The 18016-nt window shown below is 46.8% G+C and carries 19 protein-coding genes; 12 read left to right on the top strand and 7 right to left on the bottom strand.

The features are described 5' to 3' along the window. The first annotated feature begins 166 nt into the window (after positions 1-166). From BOQ04_RS00545 to BOQ04_RS00525, 5 genes are all read left to right on the top strand, one after another. Positions 167-2803, top strand: a complete 2637-nt coding sequence (locus BOQ04_RS00545) for a ribonuclease E/G (protein WP_076022832.1) — start codon at positions 167-169, stop codon at positions 2801-2803. A gap of 81 nt (positions 2804-2884) precedes the next feature. After that, positions 2885-4000, top strand: coding sequence for a GTP 3',8-cyclase MoaA (gene moaA / locus BOQ04_RS00540; RefSeq protein ID WP_076022831.1), 1116 nt, complete (start codon positions 2885-2887; stop codon positions 3998-4000). Then, on the top strand, positions 4000-4605 hold the full coding sequence (mobA, locus tag BOQ04_RS00535) for a molybdenum cofactor guanylyltransferase MobA (RefSeq protein WP_076022830.1): 606 nt from the start codon (positions 4000-4002) through the stop codon (positions 4603-4605). The genes moaA and mobA overlap by 1 nt, the downstream gene beginning before the upstream one ends. Positions 4606-4610: 5 nt before the next feature. Next, a complete protein-coding gene (moeA, locus tag BOQ04_RS00530; RefSeq protein ID WP_076022829.1) occupies positions 4611-5933 on the top strand; it encodes a molybdopterin molybdotransferase MoeA in 1323 nt (440 codons plus the stop codon). A gap of 10 nt (positions 5934-5943) precedes the next feature. Further along, positions 5944-6237, top strand: a complete 294-nt coding sequence (locus tag BOQ04_RS00525; protein ID WP_076023147.1) for a DUF3566 domain-containing protein — start codon at positions 5944-5946, stop codon at positions 6235-6237. 23 nt (positions 6238-6260) lie between these two features. Here BOQ04_RS00525 and BOQ04_RS00520 read toward each other — a convergent pair whose 3' ends face one another. After that, on the bottom strand, positions 6261-7271 hold the full coding sequence (locus tag BOQ04_RS00520; RefSeq protein WP_076022828.1) for a 2-hydroxyacid dehydrogenase: 1011 nt from the start codon (positions 7269-7271) through the stop codon (positions 6261-6263). Between the two features lie 120 nt (positions 7272-7391). Here BOQ04_RS00520 and fdxA point away from each other — a divergent pair, with 120 nt between their 5' ends. Genes fdxA through BOQ04_RS00500 form a run of 4 tightly spaced genes read left to right on the top strand, consistent with a single transcriptional unit; the run spans position 7392 to position 10134 of the window. Continuing rightward, positions 7392-7715 carry a ferredoxin FdxA gene (gene fdxA / locus BOQ04_RS00515; RefSeq protein ID WP_076022827.1) on the top strand — a complete coding sequence of 108 codons (324 nt, stop codon included), beginning with the start codon at positions 7392-7394 and terminating at the stop codon, positions 7713-7715. Positions 7716-7762: 47 nt separating this feature from the next. Beyond that, entirely contained in the window at positions 7763-8806 is a 1044-nt protein-coding gene (locus BOQ04_RS00510) for an NAD(P)/FAD-dependent oxidoreductase (RefSeq protein WP_083657456.1), read from the top strand. 37 nt (positions 8807-8843) lie between these two features. Continuing rightward, entirely contained in the window at positions 8844-9638 is a 795-nt protein-coding gene (locus tag BOQ04_RS00505) for a thymidylate synthase (RefSeq protein WP_076022825.1), read from the top strand. Positions 9639-9645: 7 nt separating this feature from the next. Further along, positions 9646-10134, top strand: a complete 489-nt coding sequence (locus BOQ04_RS00500; protein ID WP_076022824.1) for a dihydrofolate reductase — start codon at positions 9646-9648, stop codon at positions 10132-10134. 57 nt (positions 10135-10191) lie between these two features. On the opposite strand, the gene pmbA is transcribed toward BOQ04_RS00500, so the two are convergent. Then, the gene (pmbA, locus tag BOQ04_RS00495) at positions 10192-11538 is read right to left on the bottom strand and encodes a metalloprotease PmbA (protein ID WP_076022823.1); all 1347 of its coding nucleotides are present in this window, start codon (positions 11536-11538) and stop codon (positions 10192-10194) included. Between the two features lie 26 nt (positions 11539-11564). On the opposite strand from pmbA, the gene mog reads away from it, so the two are divergent. Beyond that, a complete protein-coding gene (gene mog / locus BOQ04_RS00490) occupies positions 11565-12197 on the top strand; it encodes a molybdopterin adenylyltransferase (RefSeq protein WP_076022822.1) in 633 nt (210 codons plus the stop codon). Here the strand turns inward: mog and orn are convergent. Next, the gene (gene orn / locus BOQ04_RS00485) at positions 12178-12762 is read right to left on the bottom strand and encodes an oligoribonuclease (protein WP_076022821.1); all 585 of its coding nucleotides are present in this window, start codon (positions 12760-12762) and stop codon (positions 12178-12180) included. The genes mog and orn overlap by 20 nt on opposite strands. A 15-nt stretch (positions 12763-12777) precedes the next feature. Between orn and BOQ04_RS00480 the strand changes: the two genes are divergently transcribed. Both BOQ04_RS00480 and rsgA read left to right on the top strand, forming a co-directional pair. Beyond that, positions 12778-14028 (top strand): M48 family metallopeptidase, encoded by a 1251-nt coding sequence (locus BOQ04_RS00480; protein WP_076022820.1) that lies wholly within the window; start codon positions 12778-12780, stop codon positions 14026-14028. A 6-nt stretch (positions 14029-14034) separates the two neighbouring features. Continuing rightward, positions 14035-15048, top strand: coding sequence for a ribosome small subunit-dependent GTPase A (rsgA, locus tag BOQ04_RS00475; protein ID WP_076022819.1), 1014 nt, complete (start codon positions 14035-14037; stop codon positions 15046-15048). On the opposite strand, the gene BOQ04_RS00470 is transcribed toward rsgA, so the two are convergent. The 4 genes from BOQ04_RS00470 to trmD all read right to left on the bottom strand — a co-directional run bounded on the left by BOQ04_RS00470 (position 14993) and on the right by trmD (position 18014). Continuing rightward, the gene (locus BOQ04_RS00470) at positions 14993-15952 is read right to left on the bottom strand and encodes a CobD/CbiB family protein (protein WP_076022818.1); all 960 of its coding nucleotides are present in this window, start codon (positions 15950-15952) and stop codon (positions 14993-14995) included. The genes rsgA and BOQ04_RS00470 overlap by 56 nt on opposite strands. Further along, positions 15949-16683, bottom strand: a complete 735-nt coding sequence (locus tag BOQ04_RS00465; protein ID WP_076022817.1) for a CoA pyrophosphatase — start codon at positions 16681-16683, stop codon at positions 15949-15951. Before BOQ04_RS00465 ends, BOQ04_RS00470 begins: the two co-directional genes overlap by 4 nt. Before the next feature lie 64 nt (positions 16684-16747). Continuing rightward, positions 16748-17140: a 50S ribosomal protein L19 gene (rplS, locus tag BOQ04_RS00460; protein ID WP_076022816.1), complete on the bottom strand. Its 393-nt coding sequence runs from the start codon at positions 17138-17140 to the stop codon at positions 16748-16750. A 127-nt stretch (positions 17141-17267) separates the two neighbouring features. After that, positions 17268-18014 carry a tRNA (guanosine(37)-N1)-methyltransferase TrmD gene (gene trmD, locus BOQ04_RS00455; RefSeq protein ID WP_076022815.1) on the bottom strand — a complete coding sequence of 249 codons (747 nt, stop codon included), beginning with the start codon at positions 18012-18014 and terminating at the stop codon, positions 17268-17270. Positions 18015-18016: the final 2 nt, after the last annotated feature.

The raw sequence follows: 18016 nt of genomic DNA, 5'->3' as shown, positions 1-18016 counted from the left end.
CAAGTGTGGCACCGGTTTAACAAACATTGAACTTGGTGGACTGGGCAAGATATGCCCAGATTAGCTTGACCCACACTCACCATTCGCCCATGGGCCCTGCCTTAAGCGATCTAACCTGTCCCCTAACGCACCGCCGCAGCGACACCCTCCCCCATAGGAGAGTGTTATGAAACGCATGTTATTCAATGCAACTCAACAAGAAGAGTTGCGAGTTGCCATCGTCGATGGTCAAAAACTCATCGATATTGATATCGAAGCTGCCGGACGCGAACAGCGTAAAGGCAACATTTACAAAGGTGTTATTACCCGCATTGAGCCTTCGCTTGAAGCGTGCTTTGTAAATTATGGTGAGGAACGCCACGGCTTCCTGCCATTTAAAGAAGTAGCCCGTACTTATTTCAAAGAAGGTATCGATGTTCGCAATGCGTCCATTAAAGATGCCTTGCGCGAAGGGCAAGAAATTATTGTTCAAGTAGAAAAAGAAGAGCGCGGCCAAAAAGGCGCGGCTTTAACTTCATTTATCTCCTTGGCTGGTCGATATTTGGTATTGATGCCCAATAACCCACGTGGAGGCGGTGTTTCGCGTCGCATTGAAGGTGAAGATCGCCAAGAGCTGCGTGAAGCAATGGCTCAATTAGAGGTGCCCGATGGCATGAGCATTATTGCCCGTACCGCCGGTATTGGTCGTGATGCCACTGAATTACAGTGGGACTTAAGCTACTTAATGCAACTTTGGGGTGCAATTGATGAAGCAGCCAAAGGCAACTCAGCTCCTTTATTGATTTATCTTGAATCAAGCTTGGTTATTCGCGCAATCCGCGATTATTTCCAGCCTGATATCGGCGAGATTTTGATCGATACCGATGACATTTACGAGCAAGCTCAGGCATTTATGTCTGTAGTAATGCCAGACAACCTCTCCCGAGTAAAGCGTTATCAAGATGATGTGCCTTTGTTCTCTCGCTTTCAGATTGAACATCAGATAGAAACCGCCTATTCCCGCACCGTGCCATTGCCATCTGGCGGTGCGATTGTGATCGACCACACCGAAGCCTTGGTTTCAGTTGACGTCAACTCTGCACGAGCTACCCGCGGCTCTGATATTGAAGAAACGGCCACCCGTACCAACTTAGAAGCTGCCGATGAGATTGCTCGTCAAGCGCGTTTGCGTGACTTGGGTGGCTTGATTGTCATTGACTTCATCGATATGGAGTCAAGCAAGGCACAGAAAGACGTTGAGAATCGTTTGCGCGATGCTTTGCGCCATGATCGTGCACGTGTACAAATGGGCAAGATCTCCAAATTTGGCCTGATGGAAATGTCGCGCCAACGTTTGCGCCCCGCCCTGTCTGAAGGCAGTCATGTGACTTGCCCTCGCTGTAATGGCACAGGCCATATTCGTGATACTGAGTCGTCCGCATTGCAAGTCTTGCGCATCATCCAAGAAGAAGCAATGAAAGAGAACACTGCCGCGATTCATACGCAAGTACCAGTTGAAGTCGCTGCATTCTTGTTAAATGAGAAGCGCGCTGAAGTAATTAAAATTGAAACTCGCTTCAAAGTGAATGTGTTGATGGTCCCAAATAAGCATTTGGAAACACCACACTACAAACTCGAGCGCTTGCGCCATGATGATCCTCGTTTGGATGACCAAAAGGCAAGCTATGTGATGGCGGAAGAAGCTGCACGTGAATTGGAAACTGACACTACCGTTAGTCGCAAAGATGCAGAATTAAAAGCTCGCCCTGAGGCAGCTGTTAAAGGAATTACTCCCAATCAACCTGCTCCAGTAAGCCAGCCACGCCCAGCCCGTACTGCACCTAAAGCTAGCGCTGCAAGCTCTGGTGGTCTATTTGGCTTTATCAAGCGCCTCTTTGTCTCTGCTCCTGAGGAAGAAGCAAAACCAGCCCCAAGCGCGCCCCGTGGTCGCAACCAAAGTAACCGCAACGGCGATCGCAATCGGAATCGTGGTCGTCGCGGCGAACGCAATGATCGTGGTGATCGTCCAGCTGCCAACGCAGAGGGCACATCCAATCATGCTGAGGGAGCTGCTGCGAATACTGAAGGCAAAGCTCGCCAAGAAGGTCGCAACCGCAATGGCAACCGCAACCAAGGTAACCGCAATAATCCAAAGCCAGAACAGCCAGCAGTAGTGACACCAGCAACACAAGCTGCGCCAGCAAACGAAGCAACTCCAGTAACAGCCGAGGGAGAAGAGCGTCGTGGTCGTGGACGCAATCGTCGTGGTCGTGGACGTGGTCAACGCGAACGTGGTGAGCGCACCGAAGGCAACACAGATGCGAGCAACGAGAATGTAGCTACAGCGCCTAGCAATGCTGTAGCGCCAAGCTTCTCAGGACCTCCTGCCGGAATGTCGGGTGCATCCTCTGTTATGCCAATCAAAGATATTGTGCAGAGCTTTCATGTCAGCACGCCCGCGATTGAGCCAAAAATTGAAAGAGCGCCACGCGCGCCCCGTCAAAACAATCGCCCAACTGAAACAGCTACAGCACCAGCCCAAGTAGTGGACGCAATAGCACCAATTGAAGTGGCCGCTAAACCAGCGCCAGAGCTTCCAAAGGTGTCCTTCCAGGCGCTTGAGGAAACTCCTTTGCATCATGTTGTTCAATCAGCGGGCATGGTTTGGGTTGCTACCGATGCGAATAAGCATGCTGAAGCTCAGAATCAGATTAGTGCAGAGCCAATCTCTCTGAACTTAGGAAGAGCCCCCAAACCGGCTGCTAGCCTGCCAGAAGGTCCAATGGTTCTTGTTGAAACCGGCGGGCAAGAAAAAACTATTTAAACTTTTCTCCAGGCTGCCATAGATCTCAAAAGGATTTATGGCGGTTTGGCAGAAACATTCATTCACAGCCATAATTCACCCATGGTTGAAAAAGTAATCCCAATACGAATTGCTGAAGGTGCAGGTCTTGTGCCGTCCATTCCAACCGCACTCCTTCCCACAAGTAACCTCACTCAAGATACTCGCGGCAGACCGCTACGTGATCTACGCATCTCTGTAACCGATCGCTGCAACTTTCGCTGCACCTATTGCATGCCCAAAGAGATCTTTGATCAGAACTACCCCTATCTTTCTCATCAAGAATTATTGAGCTTTGAGGAAATCACGCGGCTCAGCACTATTTTTGCCACTACTGGCATCGAAAAGATTCGCCTTACTGGCGGCGAGCCTTTACTTCGTAAGAACCTCGAGGTACTGATAGCGATGTTGGCAAAGATTCGCACGCCATCAGGCAAACAGCTTGATCTGACGCTGACAACCAATGGCAGCATCTTACGAAAAAAAGCTGCGGCTTTAAAAGCAGCAGGGCTGCACAGAATCACCGTAAGCTTAGATGGTTTAGATGATGCCATTTTCAAAAAAATGAATGATGTCGATTTTCCTGTTACCGATGTTTTAGATGGCATTCTGGCTGCACAAGATGTCGGCTTCACCGACATTAAAGTGAATATGGTGGTTAAGAAGGGCTGCAATGAACATCAAATTTTGGCAATGGCCAAACACTTCAAGGGCAGCGGAATCATTTTGAGATTTATTGAGTTCATGGATGTTGGCAGTTCAAATGGTTGGGATATGGCACAAGTTGTTCCATCCAAAGATGTGATTGCCCAGATCAATACCGTCTTCCCGCTTGAACCCATTGAGGCAAACTATGCTGGCGAAGTGGCGCAACGCTGGCGCTATCAAGATGGTTCTGGAGAGATCGGTGTGATCTCCAGCGTTACACAAACCTTTTGTCATGAATGCACGCGTGCACGCATTTCCACTGATGGCCAAATGTATCTTTGTCTATTTGCCAATTCCGGTTTTGACTTTAAAACGCTACTGCGTTCGGGAAAATCAGATCTTGAAATAGCCAATGCCATTATGAGCACTTGGTCACAGCGCACGGATAACTACTCAGAAATGAGGGGCTCACACCCTGAAGAAAAGATATCCAATGGCCGCAAGGTCGAGATGTCTTATATTGGCGGCTAATGATTAAAAAAGAAGCGATTACTGGTTTGATTTTGGCGGGTGGTCGTGCCCAACGCATGGGCGGTATTGATAAAGGCTTAATCTCTTTTCAAGGAAAACCTTTAATTGACTGCGCCATTACCCGACTAAAGGAGCAAGTTGGGCCGATCATGATTAACGCCAATCGCAACATCACAAAATACTCAGTGTATGGATACGCAGTGATTGCCGATGAGACGCCAGACTTTGCGGGCCCTTTAGCGGGTTTCTTGGCTGGTCTCAAGGCAGCTCAAACACCTTACCTACTCACTTCACCTTGTGACTCTCCATTGCTTCCCATAGATCTAGCTCAGATGCTCGCCGTAGAGCTGGAGAAGACCAATGCACAACTAGTTTATGCATCCACCAAGAGTGCAAATGGCAGACATTGGGCTCAGCCGGTTTTTTGTTTGATGCGCAGTGATTTGGCAGATTCTTTACGCACCTTCTTGAGCAAGGGTGATTTAAAGATTGATCACTGGTTTACAGAGTTACGCACCAGTACCGTTGTCTTTGAAAATGAAGATGCTTTTGCCAACGTCAATACGCCTGAAGAATTACATGCACTAGAGAATGCAGCAAAATAAGCTATATGGAACCGCATTCCCCTAACAGACCCCCACTTTTAAACCCTGCTTTGCCAGTGGAAAAGGCCCGCGAGGCTATCGCTGACTTAGTCAAGGAATTGCTCGAGGAGGCTCAAAAGCAGACTCCCCTTAATTTTGAATTAACACCTCTAGATCAATCTATTAATCGCATCTTGGGTAGTGATTTACTTTCACCTATTGATGTACCAGCAGCAGACAATTCTGCAATGGATGGCTATGCATTTGATGGCGCATGCCTCAAAGATGATGGCGATCTCGCTCGGCTCCAAATAGTAGGCACAGCTTTTGCTGGTAAGCCATTTGATAAAGTAGTCTCCAGTGGCCAATGCGTCAAAATCATGACAGGCGCACTCATGCCAGCGGGATGCGACACCGTCATTCCACAAGAATTGATAATTGAGTCATCAAACAATCTGGCTACTATTGAGTTTGAGAAAAAGCTGCTCAAGGCTGGCGATAATCGTCGTCTGCGCGGTGAAGATTTACAAAAGGGGAAGGCTGCGGTATCGGCAGGAAGAATATTACGGCCATCTGATTTGGGTTTGGCAGCCTCCCTTGGTATCAAAGAGCTGCCCTTACGCCCTCAATTAAAAGTGGCAATTCTGTCATCCGGTGATGAATTACGCCCACTCGGAGAGCCTTTAAGCACCGGGACAATTTACGATAGCAATCGCTATAGTCTGATTGGCTTATTAAATCGCCTCAATTTCAAAATCATTGATTGCGGGATTGTCCGTGATGATCCCGCCTCTCTCAAAAAAGCCTTTTGTGATGCAGCCAAACAAGCAGACGTATTGATTTCATCGGGCGGCGTTTCAGTGGGTGAAGCCGATTACACCAAACAAATCATGCAAGAACTGGGTGATGTTGGCTTTTGGAAGATTGCCATGCGTCCAGGTCGGCCCATGGCTTTTGGCACACTCAAGCCAGTAGATGGGCAAGCCAATAAAAAACGAACGCTATTTTTTGGCCTTCCAGGAAATCCCGTAGCAGTCATGGTGACGTTCTATCAATTTGTGCAATCAGCGCTGCTTGCTCTGAATGGCGCCTCACAAACTGAACCAACGCTGATGCAGGCTATTGCTGAAGCTCCCATTCGCAAAAAGGCGGGTCGAACAGAATTTCAGCGCGCCATTCTAGGGCGCAATAAGGATGGCAGGCCAACTGTCAGGCTGACTGGAAGTCAAGGTGCCGGCATATTACGCTCCATGAGTGAGGCAAATTGCTTTGTCATTCTCAATCACGAGCAAGGCAATGTAGCCGCAGGAGAGTGGGTAGATGTGGCACTTTTTGAGGGACTGCTTTAAGATTGCGGCTATGAAACTCACCAAAAAAGAAATTGTCTTCGTCGATCCAGTCCATACCGCCAAAACCTTGGTTCTGGTTTATCTCTGTTTCTCATTCCCAATTGTGCTCTTGGCACTATTTGTGGCTTTCATCCGTGATGGTGCAATCCCAGGATTCACCGTTCTATCAGCCCTGATTCTGAATGCCTTGCTTGGCTTTGCGCTCTTATGGATTGCCTGCAAAGTGTATAACTGGGTTGCAGATACCTTTGGTGGCATTGAAGTAGCCCTAAGAGAATTACCAGAAGAAATCGAAACCGAATAAATCGGCTTCGATTTATTTCTTACTTAGCCCTTAAAGACTTCAGTATTAATTAAGCTTGGTGGCTTAGTTCCAGCAACTGCTGCAGTGAGATTTTTCACCGCTAAATCCACCATGGCTCTGCGCGTCTTTTCGCTTGCGCTAGCAATATGAGGTGCCAACACAATATTGCTCAATTTAAGCAATTCTGGATTAACTGTTGGTTCACCCTCAAACACATCTAGGCCTGCTGCAAATATCTTTTTTGCCTTCAAGGCTTGCGCTAAAGCCAAGTCATCTACGATACCACCGCGCGCAATATTGACGAGGGTCGCAGTCGGCTTCATGAGGGCTAATTCTTTCTCACCAATAGTGTGATGATTTTCTGGGGTGTAAGGCAGCACCAAGACCACATGGTCGGCAGTTTTTAGCAACTCTTCTTTAGAAACATAAGTAGCACGACATGCTTTTTCATCTGCCTCGGGCAAACGACTGCGGTTGTGATAAATGACATTCATACCAAAACCTGAGGCACGCTTAGCAATCCCCTGACCTATCCGCCCCATACCAATAATGCCAATGGTAGTGTGGTGCAAGTCCATCCCAAGTGGATTATTGATCAGCGACCATTGCTTCCAATTGCCTGCGCGCACCCAATGCTCAGATTCTGTAATCCGTCTAGCGGTAGCCATCAAAAGAGCAAAGCCAAAGTCTGCAGTTGTATCCGTTAAAACGTCAGGAGTATTGGATGCCATGACACCGGCCGCCGTAATTGCTGGCACATCAAAGTTGTTGTAGCCCACTGAAATATTGGCCACGATTTTCAAATCTTTAGCATCGGCCAAGGCGCCTGCATCAATTCGTTCGCTGCCGGTAACTAGGGCGCCGACTACACCAGACAGGGCTTTTTTTAACTCGTCTGCAGAATAAATGCGATCTTCCTGGTTTGACTGAACCTCAAAAGATTCCTCTAGTTTTGCTAATTGATCCGGAAAAATAGCTCTTGCTACCAAAATTTTGGGTTTTTGAAGGGAATGGGATTGTGCTGAGGTGTTCATATGCATTCAATTGAAGTGGTAATAGCCCTCACTTTACCTAAAAAATAGGCTAATTCGGCTAAAATTGTATTTTTATAACTTGTCAGCCCATTTTCAATGGGCCATTGAAACTACTCCGCCATGACTTACGTTGTTACCGAATCCTGTATCCGCTGCAAGTACACCGACTGTGTGGATGTTTGCCCAGTTGACTGCTTTCGCGAAGGTCCTAATTTTTTAGTTATCGATCCGGACGAATGCATCGACTGTGCCGTTTGCGTTCCCGAGTGCCCAGTCAATGCAATTTATGCCGAAGACGACGTACCTGGCGATCAACAAGAATTTATCAAGCTCAATGCAGAGTTAGCTTCTTCATGGACTTCCATTACCAAATCTAAGGGCGCCTTGCCTGAGGCCGATGAATGGAAAGATATTAAAAATAAATTAGATCAATTGGTGAAGTAAGGTTTATTTACTTCTCCACCCACTAAGCTATATCCAAGAGATTTAGTTTGAATCAGCCCACACTAACCGATGCCCTGATTATTGGCGCAGGTCCAGTGGGCCTCTTCCAAGTTTTTGAGCTTGGTTTGCTGGAAATAAAAAGCCATGTCATTGACTCCCTGCCAGCAGTAGGCGGCCAATGCATCGAGTTGTATCCAGATAAACCCATCTATGACATACCGGCTATTCCAGTTTGCACTGGACGAGAACTCACCAATAATTTACTTAAGCAAATTGAACCTTTTGCCCCACAATTTCATCTGGGACAGGAAGTTGCAAGCCTTGAGCGTCAAGGTGATGGGCGCTTTCTGGTGAGCACTTCACAAGGCAACCAATTCTTAAGTAAGACGGTTTTTGTTGCTGCTGGAGTAGGCGCCTTTCAGCCACGCACCCTTAAGCTTGAGGGCATTGAAGCATTTGAAGGTAAACAACTTTTTTATCACGTCAATGATCCCGAGCGTTTTACTGATAAGCAAATCGTAATTTGTGGTGGCGGTGATTCCGCGCTGGATTGGGCACTGCATTTGGTAGGTAAAGCTAAATCCGTTACCCTCCTTCATCGCAGGGACGATTTCAAGGCAACGCCTAAGGCTATTGGCGAAATGCGCAGACTTTGCGCCAAACAAAAGATGGCGCTGCTCATTGGTCAAATCTCCAGCTTTGAGACGATGCATGGACGTCTCTGCGCACTTCAAGTCACCGATATTGATGGGCTAAGTCAAACAATCCCCGTCGATGATTTACTAGTCTTTTTTGGTCTCTCACCAAAATTAGGACCTATTGCTGACTGGGGTTTAACTATTGATCGCAAACAAATTACCGTCGACACAGAAAAGTTTCAAACTAATACTCCCGGAATCTATGCAGTTGGTGACATCAATATTTATCCAGGAAAAAAGAAGTTGATCTTGTCAGGATTTCATGAAGCTGCTCTAGCCGCCTTTGCTGCTGCAGCCTATCTCCAACCGGAAAAACAGATTCCATTGCAGTACACCACGACCTCGCCCAAGCTCCATAAGGCGCTTGGTGTTAGTTCGCCCAATATCGAGTAAGCTCTTGCTAATACTTAATCACTGATAAATTAGTCCCATGCGCCAATACCACAACCTCATGAAGGAAGTCCTTGCCAAAGGAGCTCAAAAGTCCGATAGAACCGGTACTGGCACAATCTCTGTATTCGGTCATCAGATGCGGTTTAATCTAGCCGACGGCTTTCCCATGGTGACAACCAAAAAGCTGCATCTCAAATCAATCATCTATGAATTACTCTGGTTCCTCAAAGGGAGCACCGACAATAACTGGCTAAAAGAGCGCGGTGTATCAATCTGGAATGAATGGGCTGCGCCTGATGGCGACCTAGGTCCAATCTACGGCTACCAATGGCGCTCATGGCCTGCGCCAAATGGGCAGCATATTGACCAGATCTCCGAGGTCATTCAGACAATTAAGACCAACCCAGATTCACGTCGTATTATTGTTTCGGCTTGGAATGTTGCCGATATTCCTCGGATGGCTTTAGCACCGTGCCATGCCTTCTTTCAATTTTATGTAGCCGATGGGAAGCTATCTTGCCAACTGTATCAACGCAGTGCAGATATTTTTTTAGGCGTGCCATTTAATATTGCAAGCTATGCCTTGCTGACGCATATGGTGGCTCAGCAATGCGATCTTGAAGTGGGTGATTTTATTTGGACTGGCGGTGATTGCCACCTCTATAGCAACCACCTCGAGCAGGTTGATTTACAACTATCGCGTGGCTTTTATCCATTACCTACATTAAATATCTTACGCAAACCAGAGTCATTATTTGATTATGAGTTTGAAGACTTTGAAATTGTCGGATATGAATCCCATCCACCCATTAAAGCTCCTGTAGCAGTTTAAGAACAAGATGACACAAGCTGCTATCTCTATGATCGTTGCACGCTCGCGTAATCACGTCATTGGCAAAGATAATCAGATGCCGTGGAAGATTTCCGCTGATTTGCAATTCTTTAAACGCGTCACCATGGGCCACCCAGTAATCATGGGCAGAAAAACTTGGGAATCGATTGGTCGACCTTTGCCTGGCCGTCGCAATATTGTGGTCAGCAGAAACACTGATTTGCATTTGCTTGGCGCAGAAGTAGCCAGCTCTTTGGATGAAGCGCTCAATCGCTTATCGGACTCACCACGGGTTTTTGTGATTGGTGGGGAACAACTATTTAGGCAAAGTTTTGCTAAAGCAGATCGCCTATACCTCACAGAAATCGATATTGATATTGTAGACGGAGATACCTTTTTTGAAATCCCTGACCCTGAAAATTGGCAAGAAATCGAGAGGACGCCGGGGTCTGAAGGTGATATTCATTTTCGATTTATCACCCTCGAGCGAAAATAAAAAAATGGGCCCAACAGGGTCCATTTCTCCTTTGAGCCACTCAGTTTTCCCAGGGCACTACTTACCACCCACCGTCATTGAACCAATCAATATCGAACCGGTTTCTTTGGTACCGCGAATTAAAGAATCACTTCCTATGAGCTCAATGTCTAATAGCATATCCCTTAAATTACCAGCAATTGTGAGCTCTTCAACGGGATACTGAATTTCACCATGCTCAACCCAGTAGCCAAATGCGCCACGAGAATAATCACCAGTCACATAATTCACACCCTGACCCATTAATTCAGTGACCAATAAACCGGTACCCATTTCTTTTAATAAAGCAGGTAAGCCACCTTGGGGTGTCTTGCGGCTCTGCAAAGTTAAATGGTGTGAACCGCCTGCGTTGCCAGTGGTCTTCATACCAAGCTTACGCGCAGAGTAAGTTGATAAAAAATAACCTTCCAAAATACCTTTATTCACCACTGTTCTTGGAGAGGTTTTGACACCCTCCTCATCAAATGGCGCACTTCCCGTCATCGACTTAAGATGGGGATTTTCAAAAAGACTGATGTGTTTAGGCAGCACTTGTTTGCCCAAGCTATCCAATAAGAAACTAGAGTGTCGATAGAGAGCGCCTCCCGATACTGCTTGCACTAAAGAACCTAGCAATCCAGCGGCTAAAGGTGCTTCAAAAATGACTGGGCAACGCCGGGTACTTAATGATCTTGCTTTTAGGCGGGAAAGTGCGCGTTGGGCGGCATACGTACCAATGGAGGCTGGCTCAGCTAACTGCTCAGGAATGCGTGAACTGGAATACCAATCATCTCGTTGCATGGGAGATTTTTTACCGCCCTCACTTGCGATTGGCGCACAGGAAATGTAGTGACGTGAAAATGGATAGCCCCCCATAAAACCCTGAGAGGTACCCATCATAAAATGCGCATGATGAGCTGATACTGATGCGCCATCGCTATTTTTAATTTGCTTACTAACTGCAAAAGCAGCGCCTTCGGCGGTACGTGCAATGTCAATTGCTAGTGCCGCATCTAAAGCCCAAGGATGGAATAAATCCAAATCGCGTGGATTTTTTTCTAATAAATCTTTTTCTGCCGGTGCCGCGCAGTCATCTTCAGCAGTGTGCTGAGCAATATGGTACGCAGCTTCTACAGTGGCACGTAATGAATCGACCGAGAAATCACTGGTACTGGCATTGCCGCGACGATGGCCCAAAAAAACGGTGACGCCGACCTGCTTATCCAGACTTTGTTCAATGGTTTCTACCTCACCCTTGCGAACCGTAACGGATAAACCCTGACCCTCAGAAGCCTCGGCAACTGCATCGGAGGCTCCGCGGCGACGCGCTTCTTTAAGCATGAAATCAATGATTTCTTGGAACTGATTTGATGTGTATGTGAACATACCCTAATAATAGCTAGAATAGAAACATGAAGCATAACCAAACCCCAGACAACGAGCAGCAAGATACTGTCAAAATTGGTCTGATTTCGATTTCAGACCGTGCAAGCCAGGGTGTCTATATTGACGAGGGTCTGCCCGCCCTCAAAAATTGGCTCGGCGCTGCCATCAGTAACCCATCTCTTTTTGAAGAGCGCTTAATCCCAGATGAACGTGCAACCATCACGAAAGCGATTATGGAACTAGTAGATGAGCATCACTGCCATTTGGTGCTCACCACAGGCGGTACGGGCCCCTCTAGACGGGATGTGACCCCTGAGGCTACCCTGGACGCTGGAACGCGTGAGATGCCGGGTTTTGGCGAGCAAATGCGCCAAATCAGCCTGCACTTTGTCCCTACTGCCATCCTGTCTCGCCAAACTGCTGTTCTCAGAGAAATCCCTGGGCATGCTGCCCTCGTGATTAATTTGCCGGGGCAACCAAAGGCCATTCAAGAAACGCTGGAAGGTCTTAAAAATGCCGAGGGCAAATCTATTGTTCCAGGAATCTTTGCGGCAGTGCCTTATTGCATTGATTTGATAGGTGGACCTTACATTCAAACCAATGAAGCATTCATCAAGGCCTTTCGACCAAAAAGTGCCCTCAAGGCAAAGGCACAATAAATGTATCGCGGTAGTACTTCAGCTCTTCGATAGACTCTTCGATATCAGCTAAAGCCGTGTGGGCCTGCTTTTTAGTAAAGCCTTTTACCAATTCTGGGTGCCAACGTTTGCAAAGCTCTTTGAGGGTAGAAACATCGATATTTCGATAATGAAAGTAAGCCTCTAACTTAGGCATGTAGCGCGCCATAAAGCGCCTATCTTGACCGATCGTATTGCCACACATTGGCGCTATACCTGGTTTGATATATTGCTTCAAAAAGGCAATGCACTGGGCTTCGGCTGTTGCCTCATCCAAAGTAGAGGCTTTCACCTTATCAATCAGACCAGAACGTCCATGCGTGCCCTTATTCCAGGCATCCATTCCATCCAAAAGGGCATCCTCTTGATGAATAACCCATACTGGCGCTGTGGCAATAGTATTCAGATACGCATCCGTAACAATGATGGCAATCTCTAAAATACGTTCTTTTTCAGGGTCTAAGCCTGACATTTCCATATCCACCCAAATGAGATTATCGCTGGGGGATGGGGTTTTGGGGTTGCTTGGTGTGCTTATTTCGCTCATATCTATAATGATCTCATGACATTCACAATTGTTTTTCTAATCGCCTTTATCGCCAGTTTTGGCCTACGCCATTGGCTTGCTCAACGACAAATTCGCCATGTAGCCAAAAACCGTGAATCCGTACCAACAGAGTTTGCGGAAAAGATCACCTTGGCCGATCATCAAAAAGCAGCTGACTACACTATCGCGAAATTACGTCTTGGTATTTTAGAAAATGGTGTGAGTGCTATTGTATTGATTGCCTTTACTCTCATGGGCGGTTTACAGATTCTGAATTTCGCCTTACTCCAATGGCTTGGCGAAGGAATGATTCAGCAAATTGCTTTACTTGGTTCAATCGCCCTTATCTCTGGAGCAATTGATCTGCCATTTTCTTGGTACAAGCAATTTCAACTAGAAGAGCGGTTTGGCTTTAATCGCATGGGTAAAAAATTATTCTTTACCGATATGATCAAAGGCATTGCACTTGCTATTGTGATTGGCACCCCATTACTCTGGGCAATCTTGAGCTTGATGGCCAAAGCTGGCAGTCTCTGGTGGCTCTGGGCTTGGGCTGTCATTACTGGCTTTAGCCTGCTCATGCAGTGGATTTTCCCAAGCTTTATTGCGCCCATATTTAATAAGTTTAAGGCCCTAGAAGACGGTCCTTTAAAAACTCAGATTGAGGCCCTATTGCAACGCTGTGATTTTGCTAGTCAAGGTTTATTTGTCATGGACGGCAGTAAGCGCAGCGCACATGGCAATGCATTTTTTGCCGGTATGGGCAAAGCTAAGCGCATTGTCTTCTTTGACACCCTGATTGAGAAGCTCAATCCCGGCGAAGTAGAGGCTGTATTGGCGCATGAGTTAGGTCATTACAAATGCAATCACATTCGCAAGCGTTTGCTGGTTTCATTTGCATTGAGCTTTGGAATGTTTGCCCTATTAGGTTGGCTCAGTACGCAAGCATGGTTTTATTTAGACCTAGGTGTCATGCCTGATCCCTATGGTTTTAATGGTGGTCTAGCATTGGCTCTTTTTATGCTGGTGTCTCCAGTATTTAGTTTCTTCTTCACCCCTTTATCAAGCTTGGCATCACGCAAACATGAATATGAGGCGGATAACTTTGCTGCAGAAAAATCTTCTGCGCAAGATTTAATCTCGGCGCTGGTAAAGCTATATCAAGATAATGCATCAACCTTAACACCAGACCCAATCTACACTGCCTTCTATAGCTCCCATCCACCAGCCCCTTTGCGCATTGCCAACCTCGCGCGCCCTCATTAATCTGGCATGGACCGATTTCACGCGCTATTGATTGCTTCTTATGGAAGACACTATTTAGCGCAGCGCTTGGTGACCGATTCTACCGGTCATGAGTCTCCACAGGGCGATTTGATTCAAGTAAGCACGCCAGCGAAACAACATATCGGCGCCGTGGGTGACCGCATGCTGCTGGAGATGACGTCGATTGATCAAGCACGCATCATTCAGATTGAACCTAGAGAAAATTTGCTTTATCGCTCTGATGCATTTAAAAGCAAATTAATTGCCTCTAATGTCGATCAAATTTTAGTAGTACTGGCAACCCAACCCGCTTTTTCACCTGACCTGCTTGGTAGGGCGGTTGTAGCTGCAGAAGCAAATCAAATTGGCCTGCATATCCTATTGAATAAGTGCGATCTCAAAGATAATTTAGCGCATGCACGCAAAATAATTGAGCCTTACGCTCGCATGGGCTACCCTGTGAGCGAGGTGTCAGCCAAATTTGATCGGGCATCAATTGATGCTCTACGCCCCGCCCTCCAAGGCAAGGTCTCCGTATTTGTTGGGCAATCTGGCATGGGTAAATCCAGCCTCTTAAATGCCTGGGTTCCCAATGCCGCCGCCCTTACCCAAGAATATTCGGTACGACTCGATACTGGCAAACACACCACGACAGCATGCCGCTATTTTGAATTGCCACAATCTTGGGGTCGTAATGCGGCTGGCAAATTAGGAGCGCTGATTGATTCTCCGGGCTTTCAGGAATTTGGTTTAGCCCATATGTCGGTAAGCGAATTGCAACATGCCTTTAGAGAATTTAAAGATTATCTAGGCAAGTGTCGCTTTCATAATTGCGCACACCTCAGTGAACCTGATTGCGCCGTTCGCGAAGCTGTAGATAAAAATGAAATAGCGCCAGAGAGACTAGCGCTATTTAGGCAATTGTGGTCTGACTCAAAAACAGCAGACACCCAAATTCAAGGTATTAGCCAAGCCAAAGAGCGATGGTCAGCATTAGCAATAAAGCCATCCAAACGATAACCAAGCGCCAGACTAAGCCAACGGCTGAACGCATCGTTCGCTCAGTAGGCTCAAGACCAATTTCATAAATGAGTGGCTCACCAGCTTCAGCCATTCGCAAAGCCTCATCACTATCGGGCTCAGTCAAGGGTTCGCCCAAGCGAACACCCAAGGCGCCGCTGCCACTTGCCAGGATCACAGCAGATAAAGGATCAGACCATTTTTGTGTCAGATGACGCCAGGAATAGACGGCATCCTCAAAGTTGCCAACAATTGCAAATCCCATCGCAGTGATACGCGATGGAATCCAATCTAAAACGTAAAAGAAATGGCGAGACGCTTCGCTTAAATTGAAATCGCCTCTTTCGGACCAGCGCATAGAGGCTGTATCTGCCAAACGATATAAAACAATACCTGCTGGTCCGATCGGCATCAAGAACCAAAAGAGGACACCAAACACATGGTGCTGGGAGCCAATAATCGCTCGTTCCAATGCCAAAGTAATGACTTCTGTTTCAGTTAAATCCGAAACATCCAAATCTGCTCCATACCATTGGCCCAAAGCAAGTCGGGCGGCAGGCAAATCATGATTCTCAATCGCCTCATGAACTGCCGTAAAAGAATGGCTAAATTGGCGAAAACCAAAGAAAAGATAGGCAATGAGTATGTTCCATAAAAATCCCAGTATTGGGTAGGTCAACATACAACTGACATACACAACAAAGACAAAAAAAGTTGGCAATATGAATGCAACCATGCAAGCCAGACGCGCACCAATCGGGCTTGCACCTGCTTCTGTTTTTCCACCAAATTCACCCGCGACCCAATCTAACCAGCGCGCACTCACCCTCCGAATCCAGTGATTGGCAGTGACCGGGCGATATTGCTCAGCAATTAATGCGAAGAGGATAGAAAAGAAAGTCATACTTTTAATAAATGATAAAGGTTACGTAACATACCTGCAGTTGCACCCCAAATAAAACGATTCTCATAAGGCATGGCATAAAAACGTCGACTGCCCTGCGCACTTTCCCAAACCCGCACTTGGTGGTTTTCCGGATTCATTAAAAAACGTAATGGCACTTCAAAAACATCCGCCACTTCAAATTCATCTAATACGTATTCTGCCTGAGGTTTTACCAAACCGATAATCGGGGTAACGCTATATCCAGAAACCGTCAAATACTCTGGCAAACATCCAATAATTTCGACATGATCTGCACTCAAGCCAATCTCTTCTTGGCTCTCACGCAAAGCTGTATCAATCGCATCTTTATCGCCCTCATCCATACGTCCACCGGGAAAGCTAATTTGACCCGCGTGATCACGCAAATGATTGGTGCGCTGCGTCAGCAAAACCGCTAGACCCTCAGATTGCAAAACTAAGGGGATTAATACGGCAGCGCGAGTGACCTTGCCGGCTGCCTGCCGCCTGGCAATAATGTCTGCTGCAATGACATGTCGATTCTCATCGGTGATTTCGGGATCCCAAGCAGGAGGAGCTGCCAAACGTGCCCTAATAGCCTCGGGCTGCAGCATCTGTTTTGGAACCTCAACTTGCCCAGTGCATATTGATTCAATTGGAATAGCTTGTGCATCAAACCCTAAAGGCGCAGCAACATTGAGCACTTCTTCGGCGGTATCAATCTTAGGCATATTCTTATTTTAGGCCAACAAAAAAGGCGACCTCGGTCGCCTTTTTATTTGCTCATCGTAATTCTTATGCAGCGTTTGGAGTAGCAGCCACTTTACGAGCCGGCAACTTCTCTTTAATACGTGCAGACTTACCAGAACGATCACGCAAGTAGTACAACTTGGCACGACGTACATCACCGCGACGCTTTACTTCGATGCTAGCGATTAATGGTGAGTAAGTTTGGAATGTACGCTCAACACCTTCACCAGAAGAGATCTTACGAACGATAAAGCTGGAATTGAGTCCACGATTGCGCTTAGCAATCACAACACCTTCAAATGCCTGAGTACGCTTACGTGTACCTTCAACAACGTTTACACCAACAACCACGGTGTCGCCAGGAGCAAAGCTAGGAAGCGTTTTATTGGCGCTTAAGCGAGCAATTTCTTCTTGCTCAATTTTTTCGATCAAATTCATTATTAATCCTTAAACATCTTGTCAGCGTTTAATCCCGAGATATCAATCAACGGACCTGATAGAGGATGCAGTTAAAACAATTTTCACTAAACCAAAATTAAAACTCTGAATTCGTTACCGTAATTGCTTACAGTGAACGAAGATATTGTTCATCTTCTCGGGTTAGCAACCCTTTGGCTCTGGCCGTTTCTATAAGATCCGGCCTTAACCTGAACGTCAGCTCTAAAGACTTCTGCCGACGCCAATCCGCTATTTTAGCGTGATGTCCGCCTAAAAGCACGTCCGGCACCGATAAATTTTCATATATTTCTGGGCGGGTGTAGTGTGGGTAGTCTAAAAGGCCATTTACAAAGCTATCCTGAACCGCTGACTGGCCATCTCCCAAGACCCCTGGGATCAAGCGAATAACAGCATCCATCATTGCCATCGCAGCAATTTCACCTCCAGAGAGCACAAAATCACCTATGGAAAGCTGTAAATCGACGTTCCGATCCACAAAACGTTGATCAATAGCCTCATATCTACCGCAAATGAAGGTTAAATTACCGTAATTGAGGATATCTTCAGCTATTTTTTGAGAAAAGGTCTCACCTTGCGGAGCTAATAGGCAAATTGGGCCGCCTTGAATACCCTTTGTAAGATGTGTGGCTTTTACGGCACAAACGGTATCTTCCAGCGGCTTAACCATCATTACCATGCCAGGCCCACCGCCATAAGCTCGATCGTCTACTGTTTTGCGAGGATCGGTACAAAAATCACGCGGGTTCCAGAGGTGGACACTTGCCAAATTATGCTCACATGCACGCCCCGTCACCCCCCACTGAGTCAGCGCCGAAAACATCTCCGGGAATAAGGTGACAACATCAAAGCGCATAG

The organism is Polynucleobacter sphagniphilus (assembly GCF_001953355.1).
GTDB lineage: Bacteria > Pseudomonadota > Gammaproteobacteria > Burkholderiales > Burkholderiaceae > Polynucleobacter > Polynucleobacter sphagniphilus.
Note: the sequence above shows the minus strand (reverse complement) of the source record. Positions and strands in the feature narration are given on the sequence as shown.

Coding starts and splice junctions, on each gene's coding strand:
- moaA (WP_076022831.1), top strand. CDS start 2,885: ATGGTTGAAAAAGTAATCCCAATACGAATTGCTGAAGGTGCAGGTCTT.
- mog (WP_076022822.1), top strand. CDS start 11,565: ATGAAGCATAACCAAACCCCAGACAACGAGCAGCAAGATACTGTCAAA.
- BOQ04_RS00525 (WP_076023147.1), top strand. CDS start 5,944: ATGAAACTCACCAAAAAAGAAATTGTCTTCGTCGATCCAGTCCATACC.
- moeA (WP_076022829.1), top strand. CDS start 4,611: ATGGAACCGCATTCCCCTAACAGACCCCCACTTTTAAACCCTGCTTTG.
- BOQ04_RS00500 (WP_076022824.1), top strand. CDS start 9,646: ATGACACAAGCTGCTATCTCTATGATCGTTGCACGCTCGCGTAATCAC.
- mobA (WP_076022830.1), top strand. CDS start 4,000: ATGATTAAAAAAGAAGCGATTACTGGTTTGATTTTGGCGGGTGGTCGT.
- BOQ04_RS00505 (WP_076022825.1), top strand. CDS start 8,844: ATGCGCCAATACCACAACCTCATGAAGGAAGTCCTTGCCAAAGGAGCT.
- trmD (WP_076022815.1), bottom strand. CDS start 18,014: ATGCGCTTTGATGTTGTCACCTTATTCCCGGAGATGTTTTCGGCGCTG.
- BOQ04_RS00465 (WP_076022817.1), bottom strand. CDS start 16,683: ATGCCTAAGATTGATACCGCCGAAGAAGTGCTCAATGTTGCTGCGCCT.
- rplS (WP_076022816.1), bottom strand. CDS start 17,140: ATGAATTTGATCGAAAAAATTGAGCAAGAAGAAATTGCTCGCTTAAGC.
- fdxA (WP_076022827.1), top strand. CDS start 7,392: ATGACTTACGTTGTTACCGAATCCTGTATCCGCTGCAAGTACACCGAC.
- BOQ04_RS00545 (WP_076022832.1), top strand. CDS start 167: ATGAAACGCATGTTATTCAATGCAACTCAACAAGAAGAGTTGCGAGTT.
- pmbA (WP_076022823.1), bottom strand. CDS start 11,538: ATGTTCACATACACATCAAATCAGTTCCAAGAAATCATTGATTTCATG.
- BOQ04_RS00470 (WP_076022818.1), bottom strand. CDS start 15,952: ATGACTTTCTTTTCTATCCTCTTCGCATTAATTGCTGAGCAATATCGC.
- orn (WP_076022821.1), bottom strand. CDS start 12,762: ATGAGCGAAATAAGCACACCAAGCAACCCCAAAACCCCATCCCCCAGC.
- rsgA (WP_076022819.1), top strand. CDS start 14,035: ATGGACCGATTTCACGCGCTATTGATTGCTTCTTATGGAAGACACTAT.
- BOQ04_RS00520 (WP_076022828.1), bottom strand. CDS start 7,271: ATGAACACCTCAGCACAATCCCATTCCCTTCAAAAACCCAAAATTTTG.
- BOQ04_RS00480 (WP_076022820.1), top strand. CDS start 12,778: ATGACATTCACAATTGTTTTTCTAATCGCCTTTATCGCCAGTTTTGGC.